Source organism: Bacillus sp. JJ1533 (genome assembly GCF_036965045.1).
Taxonomy (GTDB): Bacteria; Bacillota; Bacilli; order Bacillales; family Bacillaceae_L; genus Ferdinandcohnia.
In genome coordinates this window covers 277-13,709 of record NZ_JBALOV010000023.1, presented here as the reverse complement: position 1 = coordinate 13,709, position 13,433 = coordinate 277, and the positions used below count along the sequence as shown (strand labels likewise).

Sequence of the window (13,433 nt, the reverse complement as noted above, 5' to 3'; positions counted from 1 at the left end):
CACAAACAATTTAAAAATCATATTTTGCTTCTTTTTCTTCACGAATCTTTGTATACGTATCTGTTAATAGCGCGGTATCCTCAACTAAGCGAGCAATACGGAAGATTACATCATCATTAATTATTTCTCTCCGATGGAAATCCTTTTCTTCTATAAATACATACGTTTGAACAATTTGTGCCTTCATGTAAGCTAAAATAGGTTTTAATTGTTGTTCAGCAATCAGGTAATGTTTCGATGAACCTGCTGTAACAAGCATACTTACAATCTTATCCCTAAAAGCATTTACAGGTAGAAGATCAAAGATATTTTTTAGTGTCGCAGGAATCGATGCCTGGAATATAGGAGTACCGATGATAATTGCATCAGCCTCCATTATCGTTTTTGTGACATAGCCTGTATCTCCTTCATATTCCAAATAGTTACGCCCATCACTAAACTGTATGTTATAGTCAGCCAAATCTAGTAAAGTCCATTCTACATCTGGATATTTCTCTGATATTTCTTTAGCTACATTTTCCATTGCAGTTCTTGTTTTTGAACCAACTATTGAACCTGATAACCCAACGATTTTCATCTTTCTACTCCTCCTCTTTTATAGCTGTATATTTCTTAATGGCTGGTAAGATTTCATTTCCTATTAACTCAATATTCTTACGTAAATTTTCAAATGGAATACCACCAAAATCCATTTGTGCTATATATCTTTGATGACCAAAAACTTCATGTTGATAAAGAATTTTTTCAATGATTTGCTGCGGGCTACCAACATTCATTACATCGCGTGTATCCGCACCTTGTGCGAAATGCTGCTTTGGATAGCCTCTACCATTAATCAACGTCATGCCTTGGTTTATATGAGGATAGACTTCTCTTTGTGCTTGCTGAGTTGTTTCTGCTGCATAGAAAAAACCTGCTGTTGCAATAGGTAGATTTGAAGGATCATGTCCACTTTGTTTGGCAGCCTCACGGTATGCATCAACAGAAATCTTAAAACTTGAAGCTGGTCCACCAAGTGTTGCCAGAAACATCGGAACCCCTGCAAATCCTGCTTTAATTGCACTAGCTGGAGGCCCGCCAACCGCACGCCAGATAGGTAATGTTCCTTCCATTGGACGTGGAATTACAGTTGCATTGCGTAATGGCGCTCGGAATTTTCCACTCCAATTGACAACTTCCTCGTTATTGATTTTTAATAGCAAATCGAACTTTTCTTCGAATAATTCTTCATAATCGCGAACATTATAGCCTAATAAATCAAACAACCCGATTCTAGAAGCTCGACCCGCTATAATCTCAGTTCGGCCATTTGAAATTAAATCGATTGTTGCAAAATCCTCATACACACGAACGGGATCTGATGTACTGATAATCGTAGAAGAACTTCCAATCTTAATTTTTTCTGTTGCCTGAGCGATTGCTCCTAAAACAACAGAGTGTGCCTGAGTTGTGAAATACTCCTGGTGACTTTCACCCACGCTAAAAAAGTCAATTCCTGCTTGCTCGGCAAGCTTTGCTAATTCAATAATTTCATGAATGCGCTGTTGGGATGAAATTCGTTCTCCAGTGTGAGGATTAGGAATATGGTCACCCAATGTATAAATTCCAAACTCTAAACCTTTACTTTGATCAATCCGATACTTTTTCACTAATATCACCCTTTATTGAAGTTGATTTTAAAAGATGTCTATAGTATTAGTATTACTTATAAATGTCATTTAAAAAAGTACGCACTTAAAAGTGGTATAGTATACAAAATGATACTATGGACATGTGATGTATTAATTTACTATCTTAAGTAGAGTATCCTCCACTCATTCTCTACCTTCCCCTTTTAGGAAAAAATTTGCCACACCTCTAGAGTAGACACTAAATCATCCTGTTTCATCCCACTACTATATTCTACTTCATGATGCTATTATGTATATGAACATCTAAAATAAGTTGTATATACTATTAAATACAATAGTATTAAAAAGGATACTAAAGGAGGATTTGTAATGAATATTGAGCCGGAACTTTGTCGTGTAGAAGATACATTAGATGTTTTGGTAGGAAAATGGAAACCAATTATTCTATTGTACCTATTAAAGAACGGAACGATGAGATTTAATGAATTAAAAAGAAGTATCCCTGAAATCACTCAAAAAATGTTAACTAAGCAGTTAAGGGAATTAGAGGAAGAAGAAATAATTAACAGAGTTGTATATCCCCAAGTTCCTCCAAAGGTTGAATATTCAATTACTGAATATGGAAGGGATTTAGAACCAATTTTGCAAGCCATGCACGAATGGAGTAGCAGACATATACAGCATAAGCAAAAAAAATTAAATATAAAAGGTAGCTAAAAAAGATGAACATTGTTCATCTTTTTTTATGTTGACCATGATAATAGTCTTTCATTCTAATTGACATTTTTTCAGAGATAATCAACTAATTTTAAAAAACTAACTTGTTTCTCTAGTTTAGTTAATTAATTTATCATTTATCTATAAAGTTGGATTTAACCCCATATAAAGTTTCATTGAAAAAACTCTTAACAACTAAAGGTATCATTTTGTATACTATACCACTTTATAGTGCGTACTTTTCAGAAAGGTAATTATGAATAATGATAATTACTGTAAAAGGATTTATTAATACAACTTTTATTGTAATAAACACTTTAAAGAGGTAGTGTGAATATTATGGAAAAATATCGAATTGACCAAAATAAAGGTCTAGAGTTTGGAATTTATACATTAGGTGACCACATGCCAAATCCTCATACTGGTAAACGAATCTCTGCTAATCAACGTATACAAGAAATAATTGAATTAGCTAAATTGGCTGAACAAGCTGGCATTGACTTTTTTGGTGTGGGGGAAAGTCATCAGGAGTATTTCGTTACCCAGGCACACTCTGTTGTGTTAGCAGCAATCGCTCAGGCAACAGAAAAAATTAAGATTGGAAGTTCTTCTACGATTATCAGTACGTCAGACCCCGTACGCGTGTTTGAAGATTTTGCAACAATCGACTTGATTTCGGATGGTCGAACTGAGATTATAGCGGGTCGAGCATCACGTGTAGGGCTATTTGAATTACTTGGATATAACATTCGCGATTATGAAGAGTTATTTGAAGAAAAATTTCAGTTATTATTAAAGATTAATGAAGAAGAAGTAATCAATTGGAGTGGCCAATTTAGAGAGCCTTTAAGAAATGCAAAAATCTTACCACGTCCAAAAAGTGGCTCACTCCCAATTTGGCGTGGGGTTGGTGGTACTCCTGCAAGTGCGATGAAGGCAGGTTATGCAGGTGTCCCAATGACACAAGCTACATTAGGAGGTGCTGCAAGTCTCTTTAAAGAGAGAATTGATGCTTATAGAGAGGCTGCAAGGATTAATGGATTTGATCCACACACTCTTCCTGTTGCGACAACTGGTTTCTTCTATATTGCTGAAACAACTCAAGAGGCGCTTAAAGAATATTATCCTCATATTAATGAGGGCGCTGTATTAGCAAATGGTAGAGGATTCTCGAAACAAATGTTTGCACAAGGCGTTGACGTTCGTAACATTTTAAACGTTGGTAGTCCGCAACAAATCATTGAAAAAATCCTATACCAACATGAACTTTTTGGACATCAGCGTTATATCGCACAACTTGATTTGGCTGGTGTGCCTTACGATAAATTAGTCAAAAATATCGAACTAATTGGTACAGAAATTTTGCCTGCTATCAGAAAATTTACAGCTAAAAACTAGAAATTCAGCTTTTATAAGCAACTGTTGCCATTCAATTAAAAAAGTATAAAATAATGCCAATAAATACAATTTGTTCGTTACGCAATTTAACTCTCAAAGTTAAATTTAATTGTTTATTAGGATGGTACCTCTAATTTAATAAAAGTCCCGATGATATAGATTTACATTGGGACTTTTATTTGTAGTTCACATAGTATTTTTGTTGGTTCCAAGATTTTTTACTAGTACCAGACCTTTTTACTTGTTATCACTTTTATCCTACAGTGGCTACTACTTTATTCTACAGTCACGCTCTTCGCTAAATTCCGTGGCTTATCAACGTCACAGTCACGGTGTAGTGCTGCGTAGTAAGAGATAAGCTGTAATGGAATGACGGATATTAGTGGTGTTAACATTTCGTTAACAGCCGGGAGCACATAACGGTCTTCGTCTGTTTCTAAGCCCTTCATTGAAATGATACATGGATGTGCACCACGTGCCACAACCTCTTTCACGTTTCCACGAATGCTTAGGTTCACATGTTCCTGTGTAGCCAGAGCGATAACCGGTGTCCCTTCTTCAATTAAGGCAATTGTTCCGTGCTTTAATTCGCCTCCAGCAAATCCTTCCGCTTGGATATAAGAGATTTCTTTTAGCTTTAAGGCACCCTCTAAGCCAACAAAGAAGTCCATCGCACGACCGATGAAAAAGCAGTTATGAGTGGTTGTGAAATACTCCCAAGCGATTGCTTCCATTATTTCTTTGTCATCACAAAGAGCCTCCATGCTGTTTGCGATAATTCCTAGCTCTTTGACAAGGTCCATACCCACCTTTATTCCCTTTGATTCGCCTGTTACATAAGCTAGGATTGCAAGTACGGCTAACTGAGCGGTATACGCCTTTGTTGATGCCACTGCAATTTCAGGACCAGCATGTAATAGCAATGTGTAATCCGCTTCACGTGATAGGGTTGAACCCGGTACATTTGTTATTGTAATGGACTTATGGCCCATTTCTTTTACATGTACTAATACCGCGCGGCTGTCTGCTGTTTCCCCACTTTGGGAAATAAAGATGAATAATGGTTTCTCAGATAATAATGGCATATTGTATGAGAATTCGCTTGAAATATGAACCTCTACAGGAATGTGCGCCATATTTTCAATGAATTGTTTTCCCACAAGGCCAGCATGATAACTAGTTCCAGCAGCGATAATGTAAATGCGGTCAGATTCCTTCATTGCTTCTAAAATGCATGAATCAATCGTCAACTTACCGCTTTCTGTTTGATATTCTTGAATGATTTTTCTCATCACTAATGGCTGTTCGTCAATTTCCTTAAGCATATAGTGTGGGTAGGTTCCCTTTTCAATATCACTTGCATCTAGCTCTGCTGTATATGAGTTACGGCTGATGGTTTCACCCGCTAAATTTTTGATTGTGACAGACTCTTTTTTAACAATGACAATTTCTTTATCCATTAACTCGATATATTGATCGGTTACTTGAAGCATGGCCATTGCATCACTGGCTACAACATTAAAATTGTCGCCAAGACCTACAAGTAGTGGACTTTTGTTTTTCGCAACATAGATGGTTTCGTTGTTTTGCTCATCAAGCATTGCAATTGCATAAGAACCTTTCAGAAGGCTTAACGTCTGACAAAAGGCCTCTTCTACATCAAGTCCCTGTTTAACGAAGTGCTCAAGCACTTGAACAACAACCTCCGTATCGGTGTCACTTTTTAACTCGACATTTTGTAAATACTCAGCTTTTAGTTGAGTGTAGTTTTCGATTACACCATTATGAACGAGAGTGAATCGTCCAGATGTTGCCTGATGAGGGTGTGCATTCACTTTACTCGGTACTCCGTGTGTTGCCCAACGTGTATGCCCAATCCCCACCGTTGCATTTACACCTTGGTCTACAACTTCGCGAAGCGTTGCAATCCGTCCTTTTTCTTTAAACACATGAACACCATCATTATTCATTACTGCAATTCCAGCTGAATCATATCCACGATACTCGAGCTTTTCTAGTCCCTTTAATAAAATTTCTTTAGAGTCTTCCTGTCCAATAAAACCTACAATTCCGCACATAAAATAAGTTTCCTCCCTAAAAAAGGGAACAAGAAAGCACGGGGCTAACTTGCCCCTTTTTTTCGTATTTATCTAGTTTCTCAATCATTTCCTTTCGTTTGTGCAGAGAGTCACCCCTCTGTTTTACTTAAAAGGAATTACGGTCGTGATTGATGACAACCGGGAGGCATCCGCCGAATTTTCGATAAACCTCCTCCTCGTCAACTAAACCTGTAACAATAGCCTATGCATTGTTACTCCTTCCGTTCATGGTTTAGTTCGGGCGCTTTAAATGAAATTTTCTATCTCGATCCTCCTTTCAAAAATGAACAAGAACAATCATACAACAGAAAAACTAAATTCGTCAATGAAAACATGGAATGAATCTTCCATGTATTAAAAAAATATGCAAACTTGGAACATGTTGTGCCAAGTTTGCATATTTTTAATGAATTTGTATAAGAAGGTTCAAAATTTTACTCTGCACCCATTTCAGTTTTTACAACCGCTACGATACGGTCTACATATTCCTTACATTGTTCTTCTGTTGGAGCTTCTGCCATGACCCTTACTAGTGGCTCAGTTCCGGAAGGACGTACTAAGATTCGACCATTTCCGTTCATTTCAGCTTCAACCTGTTCGATAACTGCTTTGATCACAGGATTATCTGTAACATGGTATTTATCTGTTACCCTTACGTTCACTAAGAGCTGCGGGAATTTTTTCATTTCACTTGCAAGCTGTGATAAAGGTTTCTTTGTGCTTTGCATGATATTCACTAATTGTAAACCTGTTAAAAGTCCGTCTCCAGTTGTATTGTAATCAAGGAAAATAATATGACCAGATTGTTCCCCACCTAGAATATATCCACTCTTCTTCATTTCCTCTACAACATAGCGGTCACCAACGGCTGTTTGCACACTCGCAATATCATTTTCTTCTAATGCTTTATAGAAGCCTAAATTACTCATAACCGTAGAAACAATCGTTTGCTGCTTTAATCGGCCTTGTTCTTTCATATATTTTGCACAAATATACATGATTTGGTCTCCATCAACGATTTCCCCGTTTTCATCAATCGCGATGAGACGATCGCCATCACCATCAAATGCAAGTCCTACATCTGCACCTTTTTCCTTTAAAAATGCAGCTAGGGCCTCAGGGTGTGTAGAACCCACTCCATCATTGATATTTAGTCCATTTGGAGATGTTCCCATTGTTGAAATATCTGCATCTAGGTCAGCAAATAAATGCGTTGCTAGGGAAGACGTTGCTCCGTGAGCGCAGTCTAATGCCACATGGATACCTGTGAAATCCTCGTCTACTGTTTGCTTTAAGAATTGAAGATATTTTTGGCCACCCTCGAAATAGTCATTTACCTGTCCTAATTCAGCCCCAACTGGACGTGGAAGCTGATCTTCAGGTAAGTCCAAGAGAGATTCGATTTCATTTTCTTGTTCATCAGAAAGCTTAAAGCCGTCCGGACCAAAGAACTTAATTCCATTATCTTGGACGGGGTTATGTGATGCAGAAATCATCACGCCTGCTTCGGCACCTAAAGCCTTGGTTAAATAAGCTACCCCAGGTGTAGAGATTACACCTAAACGCATAACCTCCGCCCCAATGGATAATAGACCTGCTACAAGAGCTCCTTCTAGCATATGACCGGAAATACGAGTATCGCGGCCAATTAAAACCTTTGGTCTTTCTTTATCTTTTGTTAATACATAACCTCCAAATCTTCCAACCTTGAACGCAAGCTCTGGAGTTAATTCACTGTTTGCAACACCACGTACTCCATCTGTACCAAAATATTTTCCCATTTTAAATGATCTCTCCTTTTGCAGATACTTCCTTACCCTTCTATTTCGGTGATTCGTATCTTTGCCTTTTCTTGAGGTAATGCCCACGTTACATTGTCTGGGCCTATCACTTCTATATCTACATCGTGTTCTCCAATTTCTAGATTGGTCACATCGATAAATACATCAAGATTAGTAGAACTTGTCCCTTGTATAACACTTGGCGCACCTTGAATCTCTAAACTTAGGGTCCCTGTTTCCGGGTTTAAAAATGTTAGTGCATACTGGGCACCTAGGCCTTGACTCCTAATAGATAAATCTGAGAAGGTTTCCGATATCTCCTCTTCGACATCGACTGTTACTTCAATTTCTTGTGGAGATACGTAGAAAACCCCTTTTGGTATCGGAACCTTCACTTTAATCGTAGAATCTTCCTTTATTTTGTCAAGGTCAATTTCACCTTCAATAGAAGAAATTTCATCAATGACCTCTTTTGGACCAAATATTGTAACCTGATTTGGCGTTTGCGTGATCTTAACTAAACTTAGCCCATCCGCAAGCTTTCCCTTTTCCTTAAGGGTAAATGCTACGGATTTATTTGGGCTAACAATTGGAACCGTAATTTCAACAACACTTGGTTCAACTGTTACTGACAATACATTTTGATTTTTATCATACACAGCTACTCTTGATTCCTGTTTAAATGTTTCCGTAACTCCCTTAAGGTCTACAACTGTTTTGACTAAGGCAATTCTTTCGATTTCCTCTAGGGCTCCGGTTATTTTAACAACTCGAGGTGATACGATTGGCTGTTCAATCGTGTATCCCTCTTCAACCTGATCGCGGTTAACAAAATCGACTTCAACTGGAAATTCCTTTGTCACTTTTTCCTGAATGACAACGGTTATTTCGGCAGGATCAATTTTCACTTTAATTTTATCAGATATATTGCGATATTGTAGCTTCACTTTATGAGTGCCAACTGATAGCTGCGTCAAGTCTGCAAACACTTCAATTTCTTTTTGAAGACCTTCTCTTTTGGTAACTCCCGATGGACCTTCTATCGTGACGTTTACATATTGAGGAACTCCCGATACCACTAAATTTTGATCATCATAGTATGTATTAACCGGAATCTCCGTCAATGTTTCCGTGTAATTTGAAAATAACGGTATTCCTGCAGGACTCTTGGAAGAAGGTTGATTTTCAAAACTGACAGATGCAAATAAGAGCAAAGCAATTAACAATGCAATAATCCGTGTAACCCAGCGGTTATCAATTAATTTATCCATTCTTTTTCCCCCTCCATTGCCAAAGTGGATGAGAGGTAATGCTTTCGTTCGTGATTAGTTCTTGTTTTAGTAAATCTCGAAATGCTTCAGGTTTCAAATCACGGTGCAATTCCCCGTTCTTTGTTAAGGACACAGCCCCTGTCTCTTCTGATACTACAATAGTAATGCTGTCTGTTACCTCACTAATCCCAAGTGCTGCTCGGTGACGTGTTCCCAATTCCTTTGAAATAAACGGACTCTCCGAAAGCGGTAAATAACAAGCGGCAGCGGCTACCTGATTTCTTTGGATAATGACGGCCCCATCATGTAGAGGCGTATTGGGAATAAAAATATTGATTAGCAACTCAGATGAAATCGCTGAATTTAGTGGAATTCCTGTCTCCACATAATCCCCCATTCCCGTTTGTCTTTCAATCGAAATGAGCGCTCCAATACGGCGTTTTGCCATATAATCTGTAGCTTTTGTAACGGCTTCTATTAATTTTACCTGCTGGTCATCTTCATCCATACCACTTCTTGAGAATATTTTTCCACGACCCAGCTGTTCCAATGCCCTTCGTAACTCAGGCTGGAAGATAACGATAATCGCCAGGAATCCCCAATCCATCACCTGGTCCACTAACCAAAACAATGTATGTAATTCTAATAGGCTACTTAATAAGCGGATAAAAACAATGACAATAATACCCTTCAATAACTGAACAGCTTTTGTTCCGCGAATGAGGGAGAGTAATTTATATATCACATACCAGACAAGGAGAACATCTAAAAAAATGCCGAGGTAACCTAATAATGGGAGTTCATTAAATGACATTCTCACACTTCCTCTATGAAATAATCCGAAAATACATAGTTAGCTATAATATTATATCATATAACTTTCATGTACCAATTACAAATTGGTAGGAAGAAAAGCTTAATTTCCAGCTAAAAAAAGACCACCGTGTCCGATGGCCTATTCTTCATTATCAAATATGCTGATTGCATCTGTTCCTACCTTTTTTATATGGTACCAAAGCCACTCGAACATTTGGTTAACTTCTTTGATTTCACCTGTAACATTTCCGGCTTTTGCCATATAATTCTCCCCATTAATCACCGTGACATCTCCCTCTACGTCTCCCTCAATTACGATCTTTCCGTTCTTTACAACAACATCGCCTTTCACGGTTTCGCCTTCAGGAACAATCACAGTATTGTTTTCAACGATTAAATTAGGTTGCTTGGAAACAGAGAATTGCTCACTTTCACTCCAGACTGAAAAAAGACTCCCTGCCATTAATAAAAGAAAAAGGGAAGCTGCAGTTAGCATTGGATGCTCTCTAAACCAGCGTCTAAAACTCACGGTACGTTTTTCCTTCGGTAGATTTTGCATGACCTTTAATGTGAAATCGTTAGGTGCGGAAATGTGAGAAGTACTTTGTACCAACGCAATGGTTTTCTTTAGCTCGTGAAAATGTTGATGGCATGCTTCGCATACATGCAAATGCTCACGTAGTAGCTTCTCTTCCTCTTCAGAAATGTCTTCATCCAGGTAATTATGCATTAATTCAATCATGTTGTTTTCTGAACAGTTCATTTTTTTCTCACCCCTATACATGTCGAAGCTGGTTTCGTAAAGCTTCACGTCCTCTGTGAATTCTTGTCTTTACCGTACCCACAGGCAGGTCAAGAATTTCACTGATTTCCTTAAGTGAAAACTCCTCGATGTATTTTAAAACAATAACCGAACGATACTTATCTGGAAGCTTCATGATTTCCGCTTGAATTAATTCTTGAAGCTCCATCGTCTCTAGCTCGTCCTCCGGTAATGCGGCATCTGCGGCAATCTGTGAATACATAGTTAGTCCATCTGAGCCTGCAAGTTCTGCATCTAGATAGTAGTCAGGTTTTTTCTTACGAATGCGGTCAATTGACAGATTCGTTGCTATCCGATATAGCCAAGTGGAAAACTTTTTATTCAAGTCATAGCTATGAATATTAACATATGCCCGAATAAAGGCTTCCTGTGCAATATCCTCTGCCTCATGTCTGTTTCCAAGCATACGATAGCATATTTGAAACACCTTGTCTTTGTAAAATTCTACTATCTCCGCAAATGCATTTTGATCTCCATTTTTTATCTGCCTGATTCTGTTTTTAATGATTGTCTCCATTTTTATATACCTCCGCCACTGCGGGTATCATTATTTACGATTGACCTTCAAAAAGGTTTCATTTTCTCCATAAGTTTCATTTTAACAAATTTTGGCTAGTTTATGTGGCAGGAAATCAAATCTTTAAAATAAAAAAACACAGTACCTCTTATTCCCGAGATACTGTCATGTGCTTATAAAAGTTTTTCTCCAAACAAAGAGCCCATTAATGCAACTGCAACGGAAGCAGTTTTATTTTTATCATCTAAAATTGGATTAACTTCAACGAATTCAGCAGAAGTAATTAATTTTGATTCCTCAAGCATTTCCATCGCTAAATGGCTTTCACGATAACTGATTCCGCCAAGCACCGGGGTTCCCACACCTGGTGCATCATGTGGATCAAGACCATCTAAATCTAAAGATAAATGTACGCCATCTGTTTTTTCTCTTAAATAATCAATCGTTTCTTCCATAACTTTTGTCATACCCAAACGGTCAATTTCATGCATCGTATATACTTTTACCCCTAGCTGTTTAATTAACTGTTTCTCGCCCTCGTCGAGAGATCTTGCACCGATAATGACAACATTTTCAGGTTTAACCTTTGGATGATAGCCTGCGATATCCGTCAAACGCTTATGACCAATACCAAGGCTTACCGCAAGTGGCATTCCGTGAATATTACCAGATGGCGAGGTATCGGCTGTGTTTAAATCGCCGTGGGCATCATACCAAATGACTCCTAACTTTTGATAGTGTTTAGAAACACCTGCAAGGGTTCCGATAGCAATGCTATGATCACCACCTAAAACAAGTGGAAATCTGCCATTTTCTATGACCTCATTAACCGCCACGGCCAGCTTTTCATTTGCTTCAGACACTTTCTCCAAATTTTTCAAATTTTCATCGTTGGCAGCTTCCTCACGAGTTGGACGCGTAATTTCAATATCTCCTAAATCATCTATATCATAATCCAGTCTTTCTAATCGTTCAACAACGCCCGCATAACGAATGGCACTTGGCCCCATATCAACCCCTCTACGCATCTGGCCTAAGTCCATCGGCACGCCAATGATTGAGATATCCTTTTTCATGAATAAATGCCCCCTTCTCCCATATACCCTATTGTAACTGCTTTCATTAAAATGACTCAACTCAACAAAATCATGTATATCTATACATTATGGAAGAGGGAGAGTAGGGAAAATTTCCAAATTTACGCAAAAAAAAATAAACCTCACTAGGTTTATCCGTGTATAACATCCTATTGGTGGAGCCTAGCGGGATCGAACCGCTGACCTCCTGCGTGCAAAGCAGGCGCTCTCCCAGCTGAGCTAAGGCCCCAAAATATGAAATAGAAGTAGTTCATGGAGCGGAAGACGGGATTCGAACCCGCGACCCCCACCTTGGCAAGGTGGTGTTCTACCACTGAACTACTTCCGCATCAGAGATGAGCCATGAAGGACTCGAACCTTCGACCCTCTGATTAAAAGTCAGATGCTCTACCAACTGAGCTAATGGCTCTAAAATGGCTGGGCTAGCAGGATTCGAACCTACGAATGACGGAGTCAAAGTCCGTTGCCTTACCGCTTGGCTATAGCCCAATGAATAATCTTCATGAATCCTCATCTTCGAATAAGCTTCATGAAAACTCACCGCAAGAGGATATTTTGGAATATTTCAGCAGGAAATATCGCGAAATATCGTCGACATTAAACTAAATATCTTAAACCTCTAGTATAAATGCTCTCAGTATTCTCAAATTGATGTTCGGAAATCTGTTTATTCAATTACCTTATTATCTTGCACAATCAAGTTCAAAATATGAGTAATTTCATTATCTTTTATGTACAATTTCCATAAAAATAGCCTACTTCATCCTTTTGAACTTGTCTAAAGAAAGAATAAAGGCTTTCCGAAAATCATAAATGGTGGAGGGGGACGGATTCGAACCGCCGAACCCGGAGGGAGCGGATTTACAGTCCGCCGCGTTTAGCCACTTCGCTACCCCTCCACTAATAAAATAAAAATGGTGCCGGCGATAGGAGTCGAACCCACGACCTACTGATTACAAGTCAGTTGCTCTACCAACTGAGCTACACCGGCACAAATATGGTGGCTCAGGACGGAATCGAACCGCCGACACAAGGATTTTCAGTCCTTTGCTCTACCGACTGAGCTACTGAGCCACATATATATTATAATGGCGGTCCCGACCGGGATCGAACCGGCGATCTCCTGCGTGACAGGCAGGCATGTTAACCGCTACACCACGGGACCATTATTAAAAGACTTGATTAAATATTTCGTCTTTTGTTTCAAGACAAATACTATATTACTATATCTTTTTGTTCTAGTCAACAACTTTTTTAGTTGTTTTTTGGTTGCGGGGGCAGGA

The 13,433-nt window shown here is 38.6% G+C and carries 11 protein-coding genes and 8 tRNA genes; 2 read left to right on the top strand and 17 right to left on the bottom strand.

Annotated elements, in window-relative coordinates; translation table 11 throughout:
* Positions 1-10 precede the first annotated feature (10 nt).
* Both V7138_RS11385 and V7138_RS11380 read right to left on the bottom strand, forming a co-directional pair.
* Positions 11-577, bottom strand: coding sequence for an NADPH-dependent FMN reductase (locus tag V7138_RS11385; protein ID WP_335397212.1), 567 nt, complete (start codon positions 575-577; stop codon positions 11-13).
* 4 nt (positions 578-581) lie between these two features.
* Entirely contained in the window at positions 582-1,649 is a 1,068-nt protein-coding gene (locus V7138_RS11380; protein ID WP_335397209.1) for an LLM class flavin-dependent oxidoreductase, read from the bottom strand.
* A gap of 351 nt (positions 1,650-2,000) precedes the next feature.
* On the opposite strand from V7138_RS11380, the gene V7138_RS11375 reads away from it, so the two are divergent.
* Together V7138_RS11375 and V7138_RS11370 are read left to right on the top strand one after the other, a co-directional pair.
* On the top strand, positions 2,001-2,348 hold the full coding sequence (locus tag V7138_RS11375) for a winged helix-turn-helix transcriptional regulator (protein WP_335397206.1): 348 nt from the start codon (positions 2,001-2,003) through the stop codon (positions 2,346-2,348).
* Positions 2,349-2,687: 339 nt separating this feature from the next.
* Complete coding sequence (locus V7138_RS11370; RefSeq protein WP_335397204.1) at positions 2,688-3,746, top strand: LLM class flavin-dependent oxidoreductase; 1,059 nt, start codon at positions 2,688-2,690, stop codon at positions 3,744-3,746.
* A 275-nt stretch (positions 3,747-4,021) separates the two neighbouring features.
* Here the strand turns inward: V7138_RS11370 and glmS are convergent, their stop codons facing one another.
* From glmS to V7138_RS11295, 15 genes are all read right to left on the bottom strand, one after another.
* The gene (gene glmS / locus V7138_RS11365; RefSeq protein WP_335397202.1) at positions 4,022-5,824 is read right to left on the bottom strand and encodes a glutamine--fructose-6-phosphate transaminase (isomerizing); all 1,803 of its coding nucleotides are present in this window, start codon (positions 5,822-5,824) and stop codon (positions 4,022-4,024) included.
* Between the two features lie 455 nt (positions 5,825-6,279).
* Positions 6,280-7,626, bottom strand: coding sequence for a phosphoglucosamine mutase (glmM, locus tag V7138_RS11360; RefSeq protein ID WP_335397200.1), 1,347 nt, complete (start codon positions 7,624-7,626; stop codon positions 6,280-6,282).
* Between the two features lie 32 nt (positions 7,627-7,658).
* Complete coding sequence (locus tag V7138_RS11355) at positions 7,659-8,897, bottom strand: CdaR family protein (protein ID WP_335397197.1); 1,239 nt, start codon at positions 8,895-8,897, stop codon at positions 7,659-7,661.
* Positions 8,890-9,711 (bottom strand): diadenylate cyclase CdaA, encoded by an 822-nt coding sequence (gene cdaA / locus V7138_RS11350; protein ID WP_335397195.1) that lies wholly within the window; start codon positions 9,709-9,711, stop codon positions 8,890-8,892. The genes V7138_RS11355 and cdaA overlap by 8 nt, the downstream gene beginning before the upstream one ends.
* A 141-nt stretch (positions 9,712-9,852) precedes the next feature.
* Complete coding sequence (locus V7138_RS11345; RefSeq protein ID WP_335397192.1) at positions 9,853-10,476, bottom strand: anti-sigma factor; 624 nt, start codon at positions 10,474-10,476, stop codon at positions 9,853-9,855.
* A 13-nt stretch (positions 10,477-10,489) separates the two neighbouring features.
* Positions 10,490-11,053: an RNA polymerase sigma factor SigW gene (gene sigW / locus V7138_RS11340; RefSeq protein WP_136381847.1), complete on the bottom strand. Its 564-nt coding sequence runs from the start codon at positions 11,051-11,053 to the stop codon at positions 10,490-10,492.
* A gap of 173 nt (positions 11,054-11,226) precedes the next feature.
* A complete protein-coding gene (rocF, locus tag V7138_RS11335) occupies positions 11,227-12,129 on the bottom strand; it encodes an arginase (RefSeq protein ID WP_335397189.1) in 903 nt (300 codons plus the stop codon).
* A 174-nt stretch (positions 12,130-12,303) separates the two neighbouring features.
* Positions 12,304-12,379, bottom strand: a tRNA-Ala gene (locus V7138_RS11330).
* A gap of 24 nt (positions 12,380-12,403) precedes the next feature.
* Positions 12,404-12,478, bottom strand: a tRNA-Gly gene (locus tag V7138_RS11325).
* An 8-nt stretch (positions 12,479-12,486) separates the two neighbouring features.
* Positions 12,487-12,559: transfer RNA gene (locus tag V7138_RS11320), tRNA-Lys, on the bottom strand.
* 5 nt (positions 12,560-12,564) lie between these two features.
* Positions 12,565-12,639: transfer RNA gene (locus V7138_RS11315), tRNA-Gln, on the bottom strand.
* A 325-nt stretch (positions 12,640-12,964) separates the two neighbouring features.
* Positions 12,965-13,049: transfer RNA gene (locus tag V7138_RS11310), tRNA-Tyr, on the bottom strand.
* 16 nt (positions 13,050-13,065) lie between these two features.
* Positions 13,066-13,141: transfer RNA gene (locus V7138_RS11305), tRNA-Thr, on the bottom strand.
* A gap of 7 nt (positions 13,142-13,148) precedes the next feature.
* Positions 13,149-13,224: transfer RNA gene (locus V7138_RS11300), tRNA-Phe, on the bottom strand.
* Positions 13,225-13,239: 15 nt separating this feature from the next.
* Positions 13,240-13,315: transfer RNA gene (locus tag V7138_RS11295), tRNA-Asp, on the bottom strand.
* Between the last annotated feature and the right edge of the window lie 118 nt (positions 13,316-13,433).

Excerpts from the sequence above, each read along its gene's own strand:
- sigW (WP_136381847.1), bottom strand. The coding sequence starts at position 11,053 with ATGGAGACAATCATTAAAAACAGAATCAGGCAGATAAAAAATGGAGAT.
- V7138_RS11385 (WP_335397212.1), bottom strand. The coding sequence starts at position 577 with ATGAAAATCGTTGGGTTATCAGGTTCAATAGTTGGTTCAAAAACAAGA.
- V7138_RS11370 (WP_335397204.1), top strand. The coding sequence starts at position 2,688 with ATGGAAAAATATCGAATTGACCAAAATAAAGGTCTAGAGTTTGGAATT.
- glmM (WP_335397200.1), bottom strand. The coding sequence starts at position 7,626 with ATGGGAAAATATTTTGGTACAGATGGAGTACGTGGTGTTGCAAACAGT.
- rocF (WP_335397189.1), bottom strand. The coding sequence starts at position 12,129 with ATGAAAAAGGATATCTCAATCATTGGCGTGCCGATGGACTTAGGCCAG.
- cdaA (WP_335397195.1), bottom strand. The coding sequence starts at position 9,711 with ATGTCATTTAATGAACTCCCATTATTAGGTTACCTCGGCATTTTTTTA.
- glmS (WP_335397202.1), bottom strand. The coding sequence starts at position 5,824 with ATGTGCGGAATTGTAGGTTTTATTGGACAGGAAGACTCTAAAGAAATT.
- V7138_RS11375 (WP_335397206.1), top strand. The coding sequence starts at position 2,001 with ATGAATATTGAGCCGGAACTTTGTCGTGTAGAAGATACATTAGATGTT.
- V7138_RS11355 (WP_335397197.1), bottom strand. The coding sequence starts at position 8,897 with ATGGATAAATTAATTGATAACCGCTGGGTTACACGGATTATTGCATTG.
- V7138_RS11345 (WP_335397192.1), bottom strand. The coding sequence starts at position 10,476 with ATGAACTGTTCAGAAAACAACATGATTGAATTAATGCATAATTACCTG.